Origin of the sequence: Clostridiisalibacter paucivorans DSM 22131, assembly GCF_000620125.1 — a bacterium.
Lineage (GTDB): Bacteria > Bacillota > Clostridia > Tissierellales > Clostridiisalibacteraceae > Clostridiisalibacter > Clostridiisalibacter paucivorans.
In genome coordinates, this window is the sequence record NZ_JHVL01000002.1 from 54588 (window position 1) to 76790 (window position 22203).

Below are 22203 nucleotides of genomic sequence, written 5' to 3' on the forward strand. Positions count from 1 at the left end.
GGTGAACTTATGACCAACAAAGTCTATCTTGAAAATTCTTATTTAACAAAAATCAAAGCAATCGTAAAGGATAAAAAAATTATAGATAATACAATACATTTAATTACCAATAGAACTATATTTTATCCCCATATGTCAGGAGGACAACCTAAAGATGAAGGACTCATAAATAATGTCCAAGTTTTAAATGTATATAAAAAAGATGATAATATTATTCATATTTTAAGTGAAGATATTTTTGATGAAGAAGTAAGTCTTACCATAGATTGGAATACTAGGTTTGACCACATGCAACAGCATACAGGTCAACATATATTATCTGCTGCATTCAACAAACTGTTTGATGCTAATACCATAGGATTTCATCTAGGTAAAGATTATGTCTATATAGATATTGATATATCAGATATAACAAAGGAACAAATCCAAAAAGTTGAGACTTTTGCCAATCAAATTATATTTTCAAATTTTGATATCAAAACATATTATGTCAATAAAGAGCAACTGGCTAATTTACCAATAAAAAAAGTTCCTAAAATCAATAATGAAAATATTCGCATTGTAGCAATAGATGATATAGATTATTCTCCTTGCGCTGGAACTCATAACAGTACTACTGGAGAAGTTGGTTTGATTAAAATACGTAAATGGGAAAAATACAAAGGTAATATTAGGCTTGAGTTTGTATGTGGAAATAGAGCATTAACAGATTTCAGATGGAAAAATGATTATATTAATAGTCTCGCTAATTTTTTTTCCACAAAGGATGACAATATATTGAATACTGCAACAAAAATGTATGAGGAAAATAAATTATTAAAAAAACAAATAAAGAAACTTAATAATGATTTATTAAGTTTCCAATGTAACGAACTTTTAAGTAAAGGTAAAAATTATGATGGCATAAATCTAATATCTAATATCTATCAAGATACACAGTTCTCAAAAATTAGAGATATTGCATCATATATAACTAATAGCCCTTCCACACTGGTTATTTTAGGCGTGACATCTAAAAATAAATGTCAAATTATATTAGCAAAATCTCAAAATCTCCCAAATATTAATATAAAAAAAGTTTTCAATCAGATTATACCTCTGTTAAAAGGTTCTGGGGGAGGTAATCCATATATGGTACAAGGTGGAGGTCAAGATTGTCAATATTTATCAAACTGTATTGATAATGGACTCACTTTAATTAAGGAACAAATAGAAAAAAGCACTGGGTAATCTAAAGTTGAATTACCCAGTGCTTTCTCTATTTACTGTATACTATATTACCATCTAACATTGTCATATCTATTTCCACATTTTTAATTTCTTCGTGGGGTACTTCCATAATATCATCTGATAATATAACCAAATCAGCAAGCATGCCTGCTTTTATCATTCCTTTTTCATTTTCTTCATAGGTATCATATGCTGGATTTCTTGTAAATATCTTTAGCCCTTGATATACATCTATTCTCTGTCGTGGATACCATCCTCCTTCAGGATATCCATCTGGTTCTTGCCTTGTAACTGCTATATATAAATTCATTATAGGGTTGAACGTCTCTACAGGAGCATCCGATCCTCCCGAAAGTCTTATTCCTTTATCCCACATTGTTTTCCATGCATAGCTTGTTTTTATCCTTTCTGGACCTACTCTATTCTCTCCTATGGCTATGTCAGATAACATAAATATAGGTTGAATATCAGCAATTACATCTAATTCTTTGAATTTTTCAAAAATTTCACTGCTACCTATTTGACAATGCACTATTCTAAATCTAGGGTCTTTTTTAGGATGTTTTTCAGATATCATTTTATATGCATCTAATACTTGATCCATAGTCCTATCTCCTATGGCATGTACCGCTAATTGCAAACCATTTTTATGAGCAGTTACTAATAGATACCTTATTTCTTCATCGCTATATATAAGTAAACCACTGGTACTAGGATCATCACTATATGGCTCGTGCATAGCTGCTGTCCTAGAACCTAAGGAACCATCTGCCAGCAACTTAAGGGGGCCAAATCTAACCCATTTATCTCCATCTCCTGTTTTATGTCCCAACATTAAAAAGTCATTTAGTTTCTCCCTAGTCTGTAGAAGCATCTGCATATTAATCCTTGCATTTAACCTTCCCTCTGCTTTTAACTGCTCATATGCATCTATTGCCTGTTGATAAGACTTTGCATAAGTAAAATCATCGGTTTGTATCGAAGTTAAACCTACTTTATTGGCATCCTTTATACTCTGTTCTATTAAGTTCTTCATATCTTCTATATTTTCAGTTACAGGTATCAATCTATTCACCATGTATATAGCATTTTCTCTCAATATACCTGTAGGTTCACCAGTTTCTGGATCTCTATCGATCTTTCCTCCTTCAGGATCTTTAGTATCCTTTGTTATGCCTGCTAATTCTAATGCCTTTGAATTAACTACACATATATGATAACATGCCCTTACCATATATACTGGTCTATCACTAATTACTTCATCAATATCTTCTTTCCTTGGCAGTCTTTTCTCTTTAAATTTGTCATGATTCCAGCCATGCCCTTGCACCCATTGATCGAATATCTTTGTTTTTTCATCTTTTAAAAATTTTTTTAAATCATTTTTTAAATCCTCTATAGATCTAGCATTTCTATGGTCTGCCTTAAATTTTGTTAAACCATAGGCCACAAGATGCATATGACTATCATTAAACCCTGGTATAAGCGTCCTACCCTTCAAGTCAATTTTTTCAGTATCCTTTGAAATAAAAGTTAATGCTACTTCATGCTCCCCTACAAATGCTATCTTGTCATCCTTTACTACAACTGATTCAGCAATATGGTTTTCATCATCCATGGTCAAAATTTTTCCATTGTAAAACAAATAACTACTCATTTACAAAATTCCCCCCTTTTTGATACATATTAATTTCACTTTTTATTTAAATTATATCACAGCTCAATAGATTCCCCAAAGTTTAATACTAGACCTTTGGCATTTTTTACTCTTTTTACAAAATTTTCTGGATCTACATCGATTATATCAAAGGTTTTATAATGCATAGGTATTACCTTTTTAGGATTTATAAATTCTACTGCTCTTAAAGTATCTTCTACATCCATAGTGAAATTACCACCTATGGGTAATAATGCCACATCAATACTCTCATCTTTCAATAGCTGCATATCCATAGTAAGACCAGTATCTCCTGCATGATAAATCTTCTTTCCTTCTATTTCTAATAAAAATCCTCCTGGGCTTCCTCCACAAATTATGCCATTTTCTGTGGTTATACCTGAACCATGTAATGCAGGAGTCATTTTTACTCTTCCGAAGTTCATTTCCACTCTTCCTCCTATATGCATTGGATGAACTTCTAAATTGAATTTAGATAAATATTGACTGATTTCAAAATTACATACTATCTTTGCATCATTAGCTTTTGCTATCTCTACAGTATCTCCTATATGATCTCCATGTCCATGGGTTATAAATATATGTGTTATACCTTTAATCTCATTAACCTTCACTGGACTATTGGCATTTCCTGTTATAAATGGATCGATTATAGCCTTTATTCCCTCCCCCTCAATAATAAAACACGAATGACTAAGATATTTAATCTTCATATAATTAACCCCCTATATTATTTTTAATCTTTCTAAATCTTTACTTAATATATATAATATAATTATAAAAACATTAAGTCAAAGATAAGGTGGTAATTATGGATATTTACTATGTAGACAGACAAACCAATGAAAAGAAAAGGGAAATTGTAGCTGGTAATAAATATTTAAAGTGGATAAACAATACTAAAAGTGGAAATATATTTCTAGAAAAGATAGTGAAAAAGAAGCTGTTTTCTAGTATATATGGAAAAATTCAAGATTTAAGTATCAGCAGAAAAAAGATACCTCAATTTATAAAAACATTAAATATAGATATGAGTGAATCTCTAATTGAAGATATTTCAGAATTTAAGACATTTAATCACTTTTTCACACGAAAACTTAAAAATTCTGCTAGACCTATTAATAAAAACAAAAACGTACTAATATCTCCTGTCGACGGAAAAATATTAGCATATGAATCTATAGACATAAAAAATATAATTCAGGTGAAGGGTAGTTCTTATAAACTCTCTGAACTTTTTTTAGATTCAACCATGGCCAAAAGATATATAGAAGGCCACTGTATAGTTATTAGATTAGCACCTTCAGATTATCATAGATTTCATTTTCCCGATGATGGTATAGCCCAAAACAATATAAAAATCAAAGGAGATTATTATTCTGTAAATCCTTTAACTCTAAACAATATATCAAATGTATACTGCAAAAATAAAAGAGAACTCACAATATTTAATTCACACAATTTTGACGAAATAGTAATGGTAGAAGTAGGTGCAACATGTGTTGGTTCCATAATCCAAACATATACTCCAGGCAAATCCGTTTATAAAGGTGATGAAAAGGGATTCTTTAAATTTGGAGGCTCTACTGTAATTATGTTTTTAAAGAAAAATGTAATTGCAATTGATGATGACATATTGGAAAACACATCAAAGGGACTAGAAACAAAAATCCATATGGGAGAAAGAATAGCAATAAAAAAGCCTAATTAGGCTTTTTTATTGCTATTTTAATACTTCTTTTATTATTCTATATATGTTTTTATATTTAATTTTTTCTAGATCTTCTTTAGAATATCCTCTATCTTCAAGGGCCTTAATTAAATTTTGAACCTTTGATATATTTTGGAAATTGGGAATGCCTATGGAATTATCCTCTGAAAAGCTATCCACTGTATCTCCTTGTAAATAATCAAAAAAATCAAATCCGAAACATACATGGTCTATCCCAACTAATTCTACTATATGGTCTACATGATCAACCAATGAGTCTAATGTCTGTTTTTCTTTATCTAAAGAAACAAATTCCCTAAAGGCATTTAGACCCATAACACCACCTTTTTCTCCTATAGCTTTGATTTGAGCATCTGTTAAGTTTCTGGGCACATCACATAATGCTCTACAATTTGAATGGGAAGCTATTATGGGAGCATCTGAAACTTCATAGATATCCCAAAATGTCTTTTCATTTGCATGGGATACGTCAACTATCATTCCTAAATCATTCATCTTTTTTACTGCTTTTACCCCGTATTGGGTTAACCCCCTATTCTCATCTCCTAATACACCAGTACCTAATTCATTTTGCTCATTCCATGTTAACGATCCATGTCTTGCTCCAAACATATATAATTGATTTAGCATATCTATATCTTTACCTATGCCACTCAATCCTTCTATACCTATCATTACAGTAAATTTATTGTTTTTTACAGCTTCCAAGTCTTCATATTTTCGAATTACTTTAAATAAATCTTGATTTTCTAATATTTCATTGGATATATTTTTAATAACCTGAAATATTCTCTCTTTAGGTGTCTTGTCATAAGGTGGATCACACCATATGACAAATATACCACCAGTTACTTCTCCTCTTTTATATTTTTTAAGATGATACTTCTTAAATATATCCTTTTCTCCTTGCTCTCTCTTTATTGTTATATCTGTCCATATATCACCATGAGCGTCAAAAATCATTTTGTTACCTCCTTAAAATATCTCTATAGCATATGCAGTATATTTCCCATAAATATACCAAAATAGTTTCCTATTATATATCCTAATGTTCCTACTAACAGTATAGGTATGATTAATTTATCCCAACCCTTTGCTATAGCCATAGCCGCTGCCGTTGTAGGTCCTCCTATATTGGCATTAGATGCCAATAATATTTCTTCCAAATTAAACTTCAGCAATTTTCCAAATATTAATGTTATAGCCATATTAGAAAATACCATCACTGCACAAAATACTAAAAGCATTGGTGATTTAGATATTATAAGGGGTATAGATGCTGGTACTCCTATAACTACAAAGAAAATATATATTAAGAAAGTACCTATCTCTTGAGCTCCCCTCATACCTCCAAAGAAATTTGGTAAATATGTTGCTAATATCATAGTTAATGTAGTCATTATAAGGTATTTATTCCCAAATAACCCATTTAATAATTCAAGCCCAAAGTTTCCAGTAGGGATTATTTCACCTAAAAATCCAGATACTTCATTTGATACTGCAACTATAGCAAACGCTGTCCCAACTGAAAAAGCTATATCCTTTAGAGATATTTCTTTTCTTCCCCAATAAGAAGCGGCTTGAGTTTTACCTTTATCATCGGTGCCAATACTTTCCACCTCATCTATATGGGGATGAGAAAATAGTTTTCTAAATAATGCCATTGAAGGAATTGCTATTAATACAAAGAAATAAAGTGCCATAAGCAAATTATCTGCTACCACTGCAGCTGAAACCAATTCTCCTGGAGCCTCAAAGGAATCCGCCATAGCTACAAAATTAACTCCTCCACCTATATAGGAACCTGCCATCATTGCTCCTACTTTATAAAGAGATGGAACTATATTTTTCAATGCCATGAATCCTACTAATGCTCCAACCATTGTTCCCACAGAACTTATTAAATAAATTAGTAATATTCTACCACTTTCTCTCCATATTTTTCTTATATTTGCCTTATATAATAATAATGGAATTGCCAACGGGACTACATAACCCCATACTTGATCATATGCTGGTGCAGATGTGGGTATAATTTTAAAATTTGATAAAATCATTGCGCCTATAAGTCCTATTATTGCTCCTGTTACTTTCGATGCCCACTTATAATTTTGCTCCAGCCAAATACTTATAGCTGCCCAACCCGTTAATATCGCCCATAATACCCATGTATTATCAGCACTTATTAAACTACTCACATAACCATCTCCTTTTAATGATTTTACAGAATCTTTTCAATAATTAGTATACTACAAAAAAATAAAAAATTCAATATATTAAATAAAATTTATTATATTGAATTTAAATCATTGTGATTTTTCAGTATATATTTATTATTCAGTTTAATTTTAATATATATAAAAAAATTTTTCAACATATTAAAAGTTTTTTTATATATTAAAATTAATAATAAATCTTAGAGTACTATTTTTTTCTATACTATGTTAAAATATTATTGTCTGTTCTATAATTAATTTTCTGTAAAGAAATGAGGTGCTTTTATGAATATAGATATTGGATCTAAAATAAGAAGTTTAAGAAAATCTATGGATTTAAATATTGCTCAATTAGCAGAAAAAACTGGTTTAAGTACAGGTTTAATAAGTCAAATTGAGAGAAATATGGTAGTCCCGTCAGTTACATCTCTATGGAAAATATCAAATAGTTTAAATGTTTCTATCGGATATTTCTTCAATGAAGAAAATAAAGTAAATATAAGTCCAATAGTAAAAAAACATAGTAGAAAACGCATCATTACTTCTAACTCCAATGCCATATATGAATCTTTAACTCCAGACATGAATAGAAAGATTGAATTCTTATATATAACAATAGAACCCGGTGATTCATCTACTAATGGCCTTGTTGCTCATGAAGGAGAAGAGTGTGGCATAGTAATTAAAGGTAGGCTACTTATTAAATCTGAAAAGGAAGATTATATTTTAGAAGAAGGAGACAGTATTTATCTTGATAGTTCCATTGGACATAGATATGTAAATATAGGTGACGAGCCCTGTATATCTATATGGGCAATGACTCCACCCAGTTTTTAAAAAGACAGGAATATAATATTACCTGTCTTTTTTTTCGTATTGAACTATTTTACTTATAACTTCTTCTCTAACAGAGTCTAATGCAGTATAATTCATATTGGGTATATAGTACGACTCTATTTTGTCATGAACTTTCTTTGCTTTGTTTAAGTCTTTTAACGCAATATCTATAAGCTTTTTATACATCTCTTTATCTTCATCTATTTCTATTTTGTATTGATTTAATACCTTTTTATTTAAATATTCATTTAAAGAAATTTTTTTATTGTCAAAATCTTGGGCCTTAGAACTTTTTGTAAATGCTACAGACAACTCTTCAATAATTACAGTCTCTATTTTTTCGGGAATTAACGGACTATGATAAACTTCTACATTCAATCCTTTTTTAATAGCCTCATTGGCTAATATATTAAATAATGTAGTTTTACCTGAACCTATATAACCATCTATATAATAAATTTCTTCTGAATCATTAATTATTGTTTCAGTATGCTCTACCAGACCATTGGGTGTATATCCACTTCCAAACAAATGTCTTTTTCTACCTAATGAACCCTTTTCATTTACATCACCAAATACCGCGTGTAAAAGTTTATCTGTAAGGTTATTTACTTTGACAAAATCCATGCTATTATTCACTTTATATTCTATATCTTGTAGGATGTTCTTAGCGGAATCAAGGTATTTGTATGCCCTTTTATAGTATTCTTTATTTTCTTTAATATACTTAACTATATCATTTTTATTCTCTACAATACTTTTTTCTTCCCAATATCTTCCTAGATTTATTATCTCATCTATTGCTCCAGGATATTTAGGATCTATCATATGGGGACTTGTGCCATCTATTATTGCAACCTTTAGAGGTTTTATAACTATACCATCAATACTATTGTTGTCAGAAGAACAATGATGATATTCTAAATCATATCCCCTATCAAGCATATCTTTGGCTATATTCTTCATGAAAGTAGATTTTCCTGTACCAGGACCACCCTTTAAAATGAATACTCTATTGGCATCTTCCCCTATAATATAATCATAATACGAAAAAAAACCCTTTGACGTATTTGCTCCTGGAAATACTCTTTTTATCTTTCCATCCACATCTTTTACCTCCTTTTTAAGCATACAACTTTTAACAAAGTTTTACCCTATGCTTTACTTATAATTTATTTATTAAGAAGGTATTTTATGCATTAAAAAAGACCTTTTTAAGGTCTATTTTAAAACATCTACATCAAAATTATCGAACCATATATCACCATTAGCCCAATCAGTTAGATATATTTTTATGTAATCTGCCTTACCTATGTCTAAATTTACACTATACAATGTCCACATAGACTCTGGCACATATATTTTTTTTATCTTTTGACTTACTAACTTATCTTTACTATATAATTTTATTAATACACTTGCTTCTTTTCCTTGTTTAGAATTTACCCAAAAAGATATATCCACATTTCTCCCTGCCAATGATTCAAAAAATTCATTGGTCAAATCTATACCTGCAATTACATAATCTTTTTCAATATTTTCTCCATTGCTTACCTTTACAGAGGTATTTCCTTTATAATATTTAGTACCATCTAACTGTCCTAGATTTTCCCCCTCAGATTTTTTGATTAATTTCTCATCATAGAAATTGTAAAGTCCTTCCATTTGACTTTGGCCAATTGCAACACCACTTTCAGATTCCAACTTTTCTTTATCTTCTATAGAAAAAATTTCTCTATCTTTTTCCCTTTTTCCATCATTCTCTAGAGCTGTATCCTTATCTATCCGTGAGTTTATATTAAATTTATCAAATATATCACCTGTTCCAAGTACAATAGCAGAAATTAATAATAACATGGTCAATATAATGAGACCAATTTTTTTCTTATTAACTCCTGTTCTTTCTTCATATTTAGTATATAATTCAATTTTAACCTTTGAATCCTCTCTACTCTCCTCATATCTATTGTTCATAAATCTATATATCTGAGAACTATGAAAATCATCTATTAATTCTTCATAATTAGAATATCCACTACTTAAACATTTTTTTAAAATCCTCTGTATATCAGGAGGAATAGAACTATCAAGTTCATCAGAATATAACTCTTCACCTGTATAAATAACATTCATTAAATGTCCAACTTTTGTCAATACATCTGAAATCTTCATATATTCATAATCTTCTTGTATATTTAAAACACCCCTATTAACTATCTCACCTTCTGAAATCAAAAAATTATTCGGAGATAATAGAGCACACATGAGATGCGGAGTTAAATATCTATGTTCCCATATTATATCAAAAACAAAAGAAGTATACTCTATTTTTTTACTTAATAAAGACTCTTCTTTTTTTATATAATCTTTTAATCTAATACCTTCCTTATATTCAGATATAATATATACATACTCTTCAGTATCTTTAATCTCTAAAGCCAGGCCTTGATCTACTAATTTATCAATATTTACTGGGTCTAAAACTCTTTTTTCAGAAATAGCATTGACTATATAATATTTACTAAAATCTTTATCTTTGCATAAAAGTATTTTCTGTATATCACTTTCCAATTCTAGATTTTCAACTATTAAATTACTAAATATATCATTAGTAGACATATATATCTTCCTTTCAAAAATTACCACAATTATATATTTTTAGACTGATTCTGTCATAAATATTCAACAACTATCTTATAAATTCCTTTATTTAAAATAGTTTTCTCCAAAATCACTCATCTTTTATATCATAATCAACATCTTCTATTATTTTATCTTTTATTTCTTCATCTTTATTTTTTCTATATTTCTTCAATCTATATTCTTCTAAATCAGCAGACAATTTGCTCAATATATAAGTTATTAGTGCTACATCATCTATTATTCCAAGCCCTATTACAGGTTCGGGTATAAAATCAATGGGACTTATAAAATATATTATACCTAATATCAATAATATCTTCTTCTTGAAAGGCACTTCTCCATCAAATAAATATTTAATTGCAGTAGGTATATTCCTTAACAATCTCATATAATTCATCCCCTTATTATTTTATAGAAAAGCACTTCCTTAGACGATATTATATTCTTCAGGAAGTGCTTTCAGCTTGTAAAAGCTATTATACAATAATAAACTCCACATTATTCAATATTTTTTTTAGCTTAACTGCTAAGTTATGACTTTCTAAGTCTTCACCATTTGGGGATGCACCCATAACTATATTTGTTATCTTCTTATTTTTAGCAAAATTTCCTATTGCTTTAATTACCTCTTTAGCCCTTATAACTGTCAAATCTGCTCCCGCTTTTTTGGATACTTGAAATAGATATTCAAGTGCTTCCCCATCATTTGATTTATTTAAAAATTTATCATTTTCACTAACCACATGAATTACATACAGTTTATCTTTAGGACTTTTCAAGTTATTATAACCATTTAATATTAGCCTTTCACAAGTTCGTTGTTGAGTCACACAAACCATTATATTCTTGTTTTGCATATACATATACCCCTTTCACTTTCCCTTGATGTACCCCTCACAATAGTAATTATAACAATGTATAGTACAAAGTTAAAGTATATTATAAAATCATTATTTGGGAATATGTTTAATGCTAGTATATCAAATGGTTTAGTCCTTAAACAATCAATATTAATTTTTGTTAAAAATTTAATATTGTTCTTGCATCGGTAAAATAGAACCTCCCTGTTGTATAGCTATTATTTTGGAGTTCTGTCCCATTTCATTTAATCCATCCTCTATAGCATTTTCCAAAGAATCTTTTTTACAAAAAAATAATTCCTCTACTATTTTTTTATTAAGGGATGTAACCATGTATACTTTTACTCTTTCAAGTATCCTCGCTATAGCAGCTGCCTTATGTCCACCCAATATAAATTCTTTCTTTAATCTATCGATAAGATCCCTTGGTTCTGTGGCATTCTTTATCCATTCTTCAAAATGCTTTTCTCCATAACCTTCTCCACAATGGGCTACAAGTATAATTATCCCTCCATCCTTAACAGCATGACTTGCATTGTCCAATGCCTTTTGAGATTGATATATATTTAAATCTTTAGGATGTCCTCCAGGAGATACAATAACTATATCAGCCTTTTCTTTTATTTTAACACTGTATATATTATCTAAAAATTTACATCCTTTCCTATGTGCATCTATATAATCTCCAGCAAAGGCCTTTAATATATTTTTCTTTTCATCAATTACCACATTTAATATAAAAGATATACCTAATTTTTTTCCTATTTCATCTATATCTTCCCTTACAGGATTGCCTTTAATAGCTCCTGATTTAGAACCTGGCAAAAGTTGCAATTTGTGATTATTCTTTATGCTATCATAATTAGCAGCTCCAGGCATTATAGCCTTTGCCCCTCCTGAATAACCTGCAAAATAATGATATTCAATATTTCCTGTGCATATTCTAATATCTGCATCCACAACCGATTTACATATATTTAATTTTGTCCCCCTCCTAGTCTCTCCACAATAAATATATTCTTCACTATTACTGTCTATACAGCTTATTCTATTATATATGTCTTCACCTACTAGTATCTTTTGTTCCTCAGATGTATGAGACCTATGAATACCCATACCAAATATAATCTTTATATCACTATCTTCAATACCCCTATCATTTAAGTAATTAATTAGAGGAGGTAATATCTTTTTAGTGGGTACAGGTCTTGTTATGTCACTTACCATTATAGCTACCCTCTGTCCAATTTTTATCACTTCATCCAATGATTTTATGCCTATTGGGTTATGTAATGCCCTCTCCACTTCTCTTATTTCGTCCGTATATGTTATATTTTCTTTTCTCGTATTAGCTTCTAATACGCCTTTAAAATTCTTTTCAGGAACATCTATGTCTATTTTTCCCTTACCATATTTTAATTCAAGCTTACCCATATCCCTTTTCTCCTTTCAAAACATAATACCCTTCTTAAATAGAATAAGTTAGTAGCTAACGGTTAGTAGTTATTAGTTTAACGATGAAAACCATAGAATTTTCACAATCAACTATGAACTACTAACTACCAACCACTAACTTGCTTTCACATCTAAGTCCTACAAAATAAAGAAAGGCATTATAATCAAATCTACAATCTTACAGCTTTAGCCCAAATTACATTCTCAACCTTAGTCAAAGCATCTAAAGTATCTTTTGAAACAATGTCGTCCACATTTAAAAGCATCAATGCTCTTTCTCCCGGTTTATTTCTTCCCACTTGCATTTTTGCTATGTTCACATTTTCTATAGCCAATGTAGTTCCTATTTTTCCTATTACACCTGGCACGTCAATGTTTTGCACAAAAATCATGAATTCACTAGGTTCTACATCTACTTCATATCCTTCTATTTCTACTATCTTACCTTCATTTTTTGATGATAAATTACCTGATATAGTAAATGTCTTATTTTTTCCTCTAACTTTTACTGTTATTAATTGAGTATATCCATTAAATACATCCATCTTTTTATTTTCTTTTAATGCAATCCCTCTTTGTTCTGCTAACATTTTAGCATTAACATAGTTTACATGTTCTCCAACAACTGGGCTCAATAGACCTTTAAGAAAGGCTATTGTTGCCATGTCTGTTTCCTGCCTTGCTACATTACCATAGTAACTTATTTCTACCTTTTCTACAGGATCATTATAAAGCTGATAATAAATACCTCCTAACTTATCCATTAAATCAATATATGGTTTCGTTGTTATTAGCTCATCCCTGTTTAAAGTAGGTAAGTTAACAGCATTTGTTACAACTTCTCCTTTAAGTGCACTTATTACTTGATTAGCTATGGTCACTCCTACGTTTTGTTGAGCTTCTAATGTACTTGCACCTATATGGGGAGTAACTATTACATTGTCATATTCATACAATGGGTTATCGTAGCATGGTTCCACTTCATGCACATCTATACCTGCACTGGCTATTTTCCCATTTTTTATTCCTTTAAGTATAGCCTGCTCTGATATAATACCACCTCTTGCAGCATTAACAAGTCTTACTCCTTCCTTCATAATCTCTATTTCGTCTTCTCCTATCATTCCCATTGTTTCTTCAGTTCTAGGAGTATGTACAGAAATAAAATCAGATTCTTTAATTAATTTATCTAATGCATCTTTCTTTTCCACATTAAATCTCTTGAATCTTTCATCCTGAATATATGGATCATATCCTATAACTTTCATTCCAAATGATTGCATCCTTGTAGCAACTAGTGAACCTATTCTTCCTAACCCTACTATCCCTAAAACTTTTCCATATAATTCTGATCCCTTAAATTTATTCCTTTCCCATTTACCTGATTTTATATATGTATTGGCTTGTGAAATATTCCTGGATTGAGCTATAAGCAAACCTATGGCCAACTCAGCAGCGGATATAGTATTACTGTCAGGAGTATTAGCAACAACTACTCCTCTTTTTGTTGCTTCCTTTACTTCTATATTATCTATACCATTTCCAGCTCTTCCAACTACTTTTAAGTTCTCTGATGCATCAAAAAGTTCCCTATCTATTTTAGTCTTACTTCTAACAATTATGGCATCATAGTTTTTTATCTCTTTAAGTAATTCTGGTCTTTTCTCATCACTGCTCAATTCAAAGTCCACATGTACATCTGCTTCTTGTTTTAACATTTCTATACCTTCTTCGGCAATTCTTTCAGTTACTAATATTTTCCATTGATTTCCCATCACAATATTCCCCCTAATTCTGTTATTTATTATGTTATACGCTATATTTTAATTTTTTTTAACATACTATTACAAAACTTTAAAATATTATAGCATAACAAAATATTAAATACAACCTATGTACTCTGTAATTTTACTAAGCAATACTATTATTTAACAAACTAGGTATATTCATACCAATTCAAATATATAAAAATAAGTAGATATAAGACATTTTATCTTATATCTACTTATTTTTATATATTTGGCGGGAATATGTGGGAATCGAACCCACCCAGGACGCTCTTAACGCCCCGTAATGGTTTTGAAGACCACAGGACACACCAGCACCCATCTACTCCCATCATACAGACTATTTCTACCGATATATTATAGCATATATACAAAATCTGTCAAGATAAAATAAGTTATAGATATTTACTACCTTCTTTTATGCTTAAGGGATGTAATTTATTGTTCTTAATAAAGTCTTTTACCCAAAATTTATCTGTTTTTGAATATTCCCTTAAAGCCCATCCAATAGCTTTATTAATAAAAAACTCATCAGAATTAATATTGTTAAGGATAGCTGTACTAAGTAATTTTAAATTGGTCTTTTCTTTATATCTCAATTGAACTAATATAGATGATCTTGAAAGCCAAATATCATTGCTTTCACTCCACTTTATGATAGTTTCTTCTATATAATCAGGATACCTATCCAAAACATCAGCTGTTATTTTTGATGATAAAAAGTCTACAGTATCCCACCATGATCTATTTATTGTTAATTTCTCTATTTTATCAATTTCAATATTTTTAATTTCTTTTTTCAAAGCTACTAGTATATCAACTGCCAGATATTGAAATTCTCTTTCTGGCAATTTCCAAAGCTTAAATATAAAATCCCAATCTATTTTTTTGATCCTTTTACATTGTTTTATATATCCCTTTTGTAAAACTAATCTTTCTGGCCTTTTTATCCCTAAAAACAGAAATTTATTTCTCATATATTTTGCCATTTTCTTTGACTCAAATTCATTTCCATTATCATAAAATTTTTTTATAATTTCTTCACTCATAATTTATTAATCTCCCAATTTATTTTTTAAGTCTACAATATAATTCTGTTGCATTTTCTTTAAATTTAAAAATAAATAAGACATAATCTTCATTATAGGATTTCTAATATATATCTTCTCTGTAAAAATAATTTTTGTCCCCCCAGTTTCTAAAGAAAAAAAAGTGCCTGTCCAAAATCCATAAAAAAATTTATTCTCCATTCGAAACTCATATTTTTCATACTTCTTCTTATTAGTTATAGTAAATTTAACAGCTTGTCCTTTATGATTATATTCAATAAAAGATTCCCCTTTATTAATAATCTCAACCCTTTCGATGTCACTACGCCATTTATAATCTTCATTATTAGTAACTACATCCCAAATAGATTTTATGTCTGAATTAAAGTATGCTATAACTTCTGACACTCTCCATTTTCCCAAAATACACACCCCCGCAAAATATATGTATGATTTTATTATACATCAAATTGTTAGTAGGTATTAGCTAGTAGTTAGTAATTGATGGAAAAAATCCTATGGACTTTATCATTAAACTACTTACTGTTAACTATTAACTTATTCTATATTTATATAATATTCTAAATTACCAAATATCATAATGTATTTTATCTTCTATATATCTACTAGCAGGTTCTTTATCTTCTACATGATATCCAATTGAAACTATAGCCAATGGTATTACTGATTGGGGAATATTGAATATATTCTTTATAGATTCAACTCTATCTTCATTTGGATATACTCCTAACCAAACTGCCCCTAATCCTAACTCTTCAGCAGCTATAAGAATATTTTCTGTTATTGTGGCACAATCTTGTATCCAATACCCATCATCTTTCTCTCTAGACTCATCTCCACATATCATAATAGCTACATCAGCCTCTTTCAACATCTGAGAATACTGATGTACTTGTGTTATTTCTATAAGTCTATTCCTATCTCTAACCACTATAAATTCCCATGGCTGTCTATTACCAGCTGAAGATGATGCAATTGCAGACTGTAACAGTTTTTTTACTAAATCATCAGACACCCTTTTCCCACTGTATTCTCCTATACTCCTCCCGGTTGAAATACTATCCATTTTACCCATCCCTTCCCATATAAGGCAATATGTCATACCATTTTATTATGTCAATTTAGTATAACCAAGTGAAGTAAAATTATTTACTTTGAATTCTCAATATTTATACCTTTTTAGTCATTTTCTATTTACATATTATATGGAATTCTTATATGAAATATAGTGCCTTTCCCCATTTCACTATCTACATCTATTAGCCCTTGATGTAAAGAAATTATCTGATTCGCTATGGGAAGCCCTAGTCCTGTTCCTCCAGTATTTCTGGTTCTAGCTTTATCTACCCTATAGAATCTCTCAAATATATTCGGTAAACTTTCTTTTGGGATACCTATTCCATTATCTTTAATCTCTATAACTACATACTTATCTTTAGAATATAAGCTAATCTTTATCTTTCCTCCTTCTGGAGTATACTTTATTGCATTATGGGCTATATTTATTATGGCCTGTTGCAATTTTTCTGAATCCACTTTAATTTGTATTTTTTCTTTCTGAATATATTTTATGCTGATATTTTTTTCATCTGCCAAAGGCTTTAGTCTGGATATCAATTTTTCCAACATAAAATTAATATAAGTTATTTTATAATTTAATGTTAGCTTTTCTTTATCCAAATCCACTAACATCAATAGATCATCTATTATATTGTTTAAGCGGTCTATTTCTGAATCTATATCTTCCAGAAAATCTCTATAGATTTCCACATTGGTTTCATTCTGATGTAATAAAGACTCTGATAATAATTTAATAGAACTTAGAGGTGTCCTAAGTTCATGGGACACATTGGCTACAAAATCCTTTCTTTGAGTGTCAACTTGGTCCAATTTTATAGTCATGACATTAAAGGCATTGGCCAATTGACTGAATTCATCATTTGTATTTATTTCTACCCTTTGACCTAAATCTCCTTGAGCCATTTTATTTATAGCAGTAGTAAATCTTGTAATAGGTTTTGAAAATATAGATGCAAACCAATAGCTTATTATAAGTATTATAGACATAGTCACTAAGGAAACCATATTGATTGCCTGTCTGATTTCTCTAACTCGATTATATTCATCTCTAAGGGATGTCAGTACCAATGTAGCCCCTACAACTTTATTATCAACCATTATAGGGTCTCCTATATACATCATCGGACCAGAGTCATTAAATTCATATGTATTCACCTTTGTATCACCAGAAAGGGCAATATCTATCTCTTCATAATTCAACCTTTTATTAATCAATTTTTCATTTGAATCTCCTTTTACCACTTTTTTATCATCTACAACAATTATTCTAGAACCTATTTCTTTACTAAAATTATCAATTTGATTTTTTAATACATCTCTAAGAAAAAAACTACTTCCTTCATCAGCATTCAAAAAGAATTTTACTCTATTGGAAAGAATATTGGCATTTATTAACGTATCCTTTTCTTTTTGCTCAATATAAAGGTTAAGAAGAGTTCTAGTGATAAATATATTAACTATCACTACAAAAATAAGAATTAATAATAAATAGGTGGAAACAAGTTTCCACCTTATACTTATAAACCTGTTTTTATTGTTCAGTCTTACCCCTAAAATAGTAACCAACTCCCCATTTGGTCAATATATATTCTGCTTGACTAGAATTTTGCTCTATTTTTTCTCTCAGTCTTCTTATATGTACATCTACAGTTCTCAAATCTCCAAAATATTCATATCCCCATATTATTTCTAAAAGTTCTTCTCTATTAAATACCTTGCCAGGATTTGTAGCTAACAATAGAAAAAGGTCAAATTCCTTAGCCGTAAGATTAATCTCCCTTCCCTTTACTGTAATCTTTCTTCCCAATGTATTTATAGTAAAATCATCTACCTTTATTATTTGTTCACCATTTCTTGTGTTTTTAGAATTTACTCTCCTAAATATGGCCTTTATTCTAGCTTTAAGCTCCAATATATTAAAAGGTTTTGTAAGATAATCATCAGCACCATACTCTAATCCCAATATTTTATTCATATCTTCTCCCTTAGCAGTAAGCATTATAATAGGGATTTCTGATTTTTCTCTTATTCTCTGACAGACTTCTAGACCATCCATTCCAGGAAGCATTAAATCTAATATTATTAAATTAAATTCTCCTTCTTTCCACTTTTTAAGAGCTTCAATACCGTCATAGGCAGCATCAGTTTCGTATCCATCTTGTTCCAAGCTATATTTTAATCCTTTAACTAATAAGGATTCATCATCAACTATGAGTATTCTATTACTCATGTAATCACCTCATAATAATTATTATAGTCACTAATCTTTTTTATATAATATTCTTTTATTTCCATCACGAACAGTAATTTTTTTACTATCAAAATGCTCTAATAAATATATAGCATATTTTCTATTAGTTTTTAAATAATCCCTAAATTGCCCCACTGTAATAAATCCATCGTTATTAATAACGTACTTTAACTCTTTTATTGCAGATTTATAAAAATCTTTGTGCATAATCATATCTTCTTTAATTGAAACTAGAGTACCTTCTAGAATCATTGCTAATAAAACCTCTTCTACATCATCTTTATTATATCTCACCTCTGCTAAAATCTCATCTCTATTTTTAGGACAATATCCAAAGGATTTATATATTTGTTCCAAATTTTCTTTTATCTCTAAATAAATACCTTTGTATTTAACTTTAAAACCTTTCAGACAAATATATTCCCTCTTCTGCTCTATTTTGTTCTGCTTATTCATCTTCTCAAAAAACTTATCACTGATATTTATTGTCGCATTAGATAAAAATCTACTTCTTAACTCTTCCTTAGAAATACCTTGTCTTAGTGGATATTTTTCATGATACTTCTTAATATAGTCTATTATTTTTTTTGAAACTTCCATAAAATATTCCATATGTATTACATATGTATTTTTAATATCATCAAATATAATTATAACATTTTTTTCTATTAAGATTTTCAATATATCAATTAATTCTTCTTCTATTAATAGGGTTTGTGAAGATATATATGATAATAATGGAAATTTGTCACTATTTCTTTTTATTACAGACTCAATTATATCCTCATTATCTCCCTTTTCCTTTATGCCAAATTCTTTCAATATTTCTTTATTAAATCTTTTCCTTTTTGGTGGATTACTATCCAATATTTCTCCCCCACCTATGGTTACCATTGGAGAATAAAATCTTATTATAAACCTGTCTCCTTGACTAGCTACAGTTTTATCTTCTAGTCTAAGTTGAGCATAACAACTTTCACCTGGCAATAACATATCTCTATCCAATAATATTACCCTACACAATATTTCTTTAGTACCTAAATACAATCTTACTCTATTACGATTTTCTATTATTCTAGGAGAATCTTTTAATAATTCTAATTTAACATCTAACATCATAGTCGGAAGCATTGAATCCACAGGTCCCATTACATCTCCTCTATCTATATGGGATTTTTTTATACCTGTTATATTTATGGCAACCCTTTGTCCAGGATACGTGATTTTCATATCCTCTCCATGTACCTGTATAGACCTTACTCTACAAATCTTTTCTTTAGGAAAAATTTCCATTTCGTCTCCCACATTTATCTTTCCAGATAACTGTGTCCCTGTTATTATGGTTCCAAATCCTTTTAAGGTAAATGCCCTATCAATTGGTACCCTAGCAATCCCTTTAGCACTAATATCCTTTAAGGAATTTGCCATCTTATCTATTTCTTCTATTATTTTTTTTATTCCTATTTTACTAATAGAAGATACCTCTACTATTGGACTCCCTTCCAAAAAAGTTCCCTTTATATATTCCTCTGTATCTTCTCTAACCAATTTAATCCACTCTTTATCCACCATATCTACTTTTGTCAATGCTATAATACCATTTTTCACCTTCAATATATTCAATATATCTAAATGCTCTTTAGTTTGAGGCATAACTCCTTCATCTGCAGCTATGACTAATACGACCATGTCCATACCTACTACTCCAGCAAGCATATTTTTAATAAATTTTTCATGACCTGGAACATCTATTATTCCTGCTCTTTTTCCACTGGGCAAATCAAAATATGTAAATCCCAATTCGATTGATATACCTCTATTCTTTTCTTCCTTCAATCTATCAGTTTCTCTCCCAGTTAATGCCTTTATTAATGTACTCTTACCATGGTCTATATGGCCAGCTGTTCCTATTATAACATTTTTCATCCTAAAACCCCTTTATATGATGATTACTCAATACCCTTTCAAGTTCATATACTATTATATCAAATTCATCTTCTTTTACAGTTCGTAAATCTATATAAATTTTATCTTTAAATACTCTAACTACCACTGGAATACTTTCTTTCCTTAATCTCCTCTCTATTTCAGATGCTGTTAAATCATTTGAAACTAATTCTATAAGTTTTGTTGGTATTTTTTCCAAAGGCAATGCTCCACCACCAACTTGTGAAAAACCATCTACTATTTTCACATTAATCTTTCCTGTAAGTTTATCAATTATCTTATTAGATAATATATTTGCCTTTAAAGAGACCTCTTCTATAGACATGGTCAACATCTTTAAAGTAGGTATTTTCTTTATCGCTTTCTCTTCATCTAAGTATAGTCTCAATATTAATTCCAACGTGGCTATTGTGAACTTATCTACCCTTAAAGCTCTAGTTAGAGGATTTTTTTTCATTTTATCTATATATTTTTTTTTGCCTACTATTATACCAGCCTGAGGCCCTCCTAATAACTTGTCTCCACTAAACGTAACTATATCTATCCCTGATTCTATAGACTCTTTTACAGTGGGCTCATGCTCTATGCCATATTTCTCCAAATCTACCAATACTCCACTGCCTATATCCTCTATTACAGGTATTTCAAATTTCTCTCCTATTTTAACTAACTCTTCAATACTTACTGATTTAGTGAAACCTAAAATTCTATAATTGCTTGTGTGGACCTTAAGTAATGCACCTGTTTCTTCTCCTATACCATTTGTATAATCTTTCAAATGGGTTTTGTTTGTGGTTCCCACATCTATTAATTTAGCTCCACTCTGTTCCATAACATCAGGAACTCTAAATGAACCTCCTATTTCAACTAATTCACCTCTAGAGACGATAACTTCCTTGTCCTTTGCCATAGTATTAAGTACAAGCATAACTGCAGCAGCATTATTATTTACTACTAATGCTGCCTCAGCACCTGTAATTCTAGTTATAATACCTTCAATATGATCATATCTTAAACCTCTACTACCTTCTAATAAATTGTATTCTAAGTTAGAATAATTTGTAACCACATCTACTACATATTCCATTATTTCTTTATCTATAAGAGATCTCCCTAAATTAGTATGAATTATAGTCCCCGTAGCATTTATAACCCTTTTAAATTTAATCTCCATTTTATTTTGGGCTTTATTAGATATTATATCTTCTATATTGTTAACCATGTTTTTTAATTGTTGTAATTCTATATTATTAGATAAAATATCTTTTCTTAAACCTTCTATTGTTTCTCTAATTGTGTTCACTACCACATTTCTAGGTATATCTTTCAATAGATCTATTATTTTATTGGAATTCAATAGATTATCTACCTTTGGAAGTATTTTAAACATGTCTTGTCTATTAGACACAAAAATCAT

20 protein-coding genes and 1 tRNA gene are annotated in these 22203 nt (G+C 29.7%); 3 read left to right on the forward strand and 18 right to left on the reverse strand.

Annotation, left to right across the window (positions count from 1 at the left end):
• Nucleotides 1-9 precede the first annotated feature (9 nt).
• Complete coding sequence (locus Q326_RS0101155; protein WP_026893708.1) at nt 10-1230, forward strand: alanyl-tRNA editing protein; 1221 nt, start codon at nt 10-12, stop codon at nt 1228-1230.
• Nucleotides 1231-1258: 28 nt separating this feature from the next.
• Here Q326_RS0101155 and Q326_RS0101160 read toward each other — a convergent pair whose 3' ends face one another.
• Nucleotides 1259-2887 carry an amidohydrolase gene (locus Q326_RS0101160; protein WP_026893709.1) on the reverse strand — a complete coding sequence of 543 codons (1629 nt, stop codon included), beginning with the start codon at nt 2885-2887 and terminating at the stop codon, nt 1259-1261.
• Between the two features lie 56 nt (nt 2888-2943).
• Nucleotides 2944-3621, reverse strand: a complete 678-nt coding sequence (locus Q326_RS0101165; RefSeq protein ID WP_026893710.1) for a metal-dependent hydrolase — start codon at nt 3619-3621, stop codon at nt 2944-2946.
• Between the two features lie 98 nt (nt 3622-3719).
• Here Q326_RS0101165 and Q326_RS0101170 point away from each other — a divergent pair, with 98 nt between their 5' ends.
• Nucleotides 3720-4619 (forward strand): phosphatidylserine decarboxylase, encoded by a 900-nt coding sequence (locus Q326_RS0101170; RefSeq protein ID WP_026893711.1) that lies wholly within the window; start codon nt 3720-3722, stop codon nt 4617-4619.
• Between the two features lie 12 nt (nt 4620-4631).
• Here the strand turns inward: Q326_RS0101170 and Q326_RS0101175 are convergent, their stop codons facing one another.
• Both Q326_RS0101175 and Q326_RS0101180 read right to left on the reverse strand, forming a co-directional pair.
• Complete coding sequence (locus Q326_RS0101175; RefSeq protein WP_026893712.1) at nt 4632-5603, reverse strand: dipeptidase; 972 nt, start codon at nt 5601-5603, stop codon at nt 4632-4634.
• A 23-nt stretch (nt 5604-5626) separates the two neighbouring features.
• Nucleotides 5627-6838 carry a DUF819 family protein gene (locus tag Q326_RS0101180; RefSeq protein WP_026893713.1) on the reverse strand — a complete coding sequence of 404 codons (1212 nt, stop codon included), beginning with the start codon at nt 6836-6838 and terminating at the stop codon, nt 5627-5629.
• A gap of 303 nt (nt 6839-7141) precedes the next feature.
• On the opposite strand from Q326_RS0101180, the gene Q326_RS0101185 reads away from it, so the two are divergent.
• A complete protein-coding gene (locus Q326_RS0101185; protein WP_026893714.1) occupies nt 7142-7693 on the forward strand; it encodes a cupin domain-containing protein in 552 nt (183 codons plus the stop codon).
• A gap of 18 nt (nt 7694-7711) precedes the next feature.
• Here the strand turns inward: Q326_RS0101185 and Q326_RS0101190 are convergent, their stop codons facing one another.
• The 14 genes from Q326_RS0101190 to selA all read right to left on the reverse strand — a co-directional run bounded on the left by Q326_RS0101190 (nt 7712) and on the right by selA (nt 22203).
• Nucleotides 7712-8800: a PRK06851 family protein gene (locus Q326_RS0101190; RefSeq protein ID WP_026893715.1), complete on the reverse strand. Its 1089-nt coding sequence runs from the start codon at nt 8798-8800 to the stop codon at nt 7712-7714.
• Nucleotides 8801-8914: 114 nt separating this feature from the next.
• Entirely contained in the window at nt 8915-10312 is a 1398-nt protein-coding gene (locus tag Q326_RS0101195) for a hypothetical protein (protein ID WP_026893716.1), read from the reverse strand.
• 112 nt (nt 10313-10424) lie between these two features.
• Nucleotides 10425-10724, reverse strand: a complete 300-nt coding sequence (locus Q326_RS16395) for a YkvA family protein (protein WP_051531012.1) — start codon at nt 10722-10724, stop codon at nt 10425-10427.
• A gap of 88 nt (nt 10725-10812) precedes the next feature.
• Nucleotides 10813-11193, reverse strand: coding sequence for a universal stress protein (locus Q326_RS0101205; RefSeq protein WP_026893717.1), 381 nt, complete (start codon nt 11191-11193; stop codon nt 10813-10815).
• A 171-nt stretch (nt 11194-11364) separates the two neighbouring features.
• Nucleotides 11365-12630 carry a nickel-dependent malate racemase, LarAH6 family gene (gene larAH6 / locus Q326_RS0101210; RefSeq protein WP_034600745.1) on the reverse strand — a complete coding sequence of 422 codons (1266 nt, stop codon included), beginning with the start codon at nt 12628-12630 and terminating at the stop codon, nt 11365-11367.
• A gap of 191 nt (nt 12631-12821) precedes the next feature.
• Entirely contained in the window at nt 12822-14426 is a 1605-nt protein-coding gene (gene serA, locus Q326_RS0101215) for a phosphoglycerate dehydrogenase (protein ID WP_026893719.1), read from the reverse strand.
• A 245-nt stretch (nt 14427-14671) separates the two neighbouring features.
• Nucleotides 14672-14768: transfer RNA gene (locus tag Q326_RS18400), tRNA-Sec, on the reverse strand.
• Nucleotides 14769-14833: 65 nt separating this feature from the next.
• Nucleotides 14834-15487, reverse strand: a complete 654-nt coding sequence (locus Q326_RS0101220) for a DNA alkylation repair protein (RefSeq protein ID WP_034600748.1) — start codon at nt 15485-15487, stop codon at nt 14834-14836.
• Nucleotides 15488-15493: 6 nt separating this feature from the next.
• A complete protein-coding gene (locus Q326_RS0101225; protein ID WP_026893721.1) occupies nt 15494-15910 on the reverse strand; it encodes a hypothetical protein in 417 nt (138 codons plus the stop codon).
• 163 nt (nt 15911-16073) lie between these two features.
• Nucleotides 16074-16574, reverse strand: coding sequence for a nitroreductase family protein (locus tag Q326_RS0101230; protein ID WP_026893722.1), 501 nt, complete (start codon nt 16572-16574; stop codon nt 16074-16076).
• Between the two features lie 128 nt (nt 16575-16702).
• Nucleotides 16703-18154 (reverse strand): sensor histidine kinase, encoded by a 1452-nt coding sequence (locus tag Q326_RS0101235; protein ID WP_245592042.1) that lies wholly within the window; start codon nt 18152-18154, stop codon nt 16703-16705.
• The gene (locus Q326_RS0101240) at nt 18120-18818 is read right to left on the reverse strand and encodes a response regulator transcription factor (protein WP_026893724.1); all 699 of its coding nucleotides are present in this window, start codon (nt 18816-18818) and stop codon (nt 18120-18122) included. Before Q326_RS0101240 ends, Q326_RS0101235 begins: the two co-directional genes overlap by 35 nt.
• A gap of 30 nt (nt 18819-18848) precedes the next feature.
• Nucleotides 18849-20765, reverse strand: a complete 1917-nt coding sequence (gene selB, locus Q326_RS0101245) for a selenocysteine-specific translation elongation factor (protein WP_026893725.1) — start codon at nt 20763-20765, stop codon at nt 18849-18851.
• A 1-nt stretch (nt 20766) separates the two neighbouring features.
• Nucleotides 20767-22203 carry an L-seryl-tRNA(Sec) selenium transferase gene (selA, locus tag Q326_RS0101250; protein WP_026893726.1) on the reverse strand — a complete coding sequence of 479 codons (1437 nt, stop codon included), beginning with the start codon at nt 22201-22203 and terminating at the stop codon, nt 20767-20769.

What these genes read in the sequence shown, in the direction of transcription:
- Q326_RS0101155 (WP_026893708.1), top strand. Translation starts at nt 10, where the DNA reads ATGACCAACAAAGTCTATCTTGAAAATTCTTATTTAACAAAAATCAAA.
- Q326_RS0101160 (WP_026893709.1), bottom strand. Translation starts at nt 2,887, where the DNA reads ATGAGTAGTTATTTGTTTTACAATGGAAAAATTTTGACCATGGATGAT.
- Q326_RS0101165 (WP_026893710.1), bottom strand. Translation starts at nt 3,621, where the DNA reads ATGAAGATTAAATATCTTAGTCATTCGTGTTTTATTATTGAGGGGGAG.
- Q326_RS0101170 (WP_026893711.1), top strand. Translation starts at nt 3,720, where the DNA reads ATGGATATTTACTATGTAGACAGACAAACCAATGAAAAGAAAAGGGAA.
- Q326_RS0101175 (WP_026893712.1), bottom strand. Translation starts at nt 5,603, where the DNA reads ATGATTTTTGACGCTCATGGTGATATATGGACAGATATAACAATAAAG.
- Q326_RS0101185 (WP_026893714.1), top strand. Translation starts at nt 7,142, where the DNA reads ATGAATATAGATATTGGATCTAAAATAAGAAGTTTAAGAAAATCTATG.
- Q326_RS0101195 (WP_026893716.1), bottom strand. Translation starts at nt 10,312, where the DNA reads ATGTCTACTAATGATATATTTAGTAATTTAATAGTTGAAAATCTAGAA.
- Q326_RS16395 (WP_051531012.1), bottom strand. Translation starts at nt 10,724, where the DNA reads ATGAGATTGTTAAGGAATATACCTACTGCAATTAAATATTTATTTGAT.
- Q326_RS0101205 (WP_026893717.1), bottom strand. Translation starts at nt 11,193, where the DNA reads ATGCAAAACAAGAATATAATGGTTTGTGTGACTCAACAACGAACTTGT.
- larAH6 (WP_034600745.1), bottom strand. Translation starts at nt 12,630, where the DNA reads ATGGGTAAGCTTGAATTAAAATATGGTAAGGGAAAAATAGACATAGAT.
- serA (WP_026893719.1), bottom strand. Translation starts at nt 14,426, where the DNA reads ATGGGAAATCAATGGAAAATATTAGTAACTGAAAGAATTGCCGAAGAA.
- Q326_RS0101220 (WP_034600748.1), bottom strand. Translation starts at nt 15,487, where the DNA reads ATGAGTGAAGAAATTATAAAAAAATTTTATGATAATGGAAATGAATTT.
- Q326_RS0101230 (WP_026893722.1), bottom strand. Translation starts at nt 16,574, where the DNA reads ATGGATAGTATTTCAACCGGGAGGAGTATAGGAGAATACAGTGGGAAA.
- Q326_RS0101240 (WP_026893724.1), bottom strand. Translation starts at nt 18,818, where the DNA reads ATGAGTAATAGAATACTCATAGTTGATGATGAATCCTTATTAGTTAAA.
- selB (WP_026893725.1), bottom strand. Translation starts at nt 20,765, where the DNA reads ATGAAAAATGTTATAATAGGAACAGCTGGCCATATAGACCATGGTAAG.
- selA (WP_026893726.1), bottom strand. Translation starts at nt 22,203, where the DNA reads ATGATTTTTGTGTCTAATAGACAAGACATGTTTAAAATACTTCCAAAG.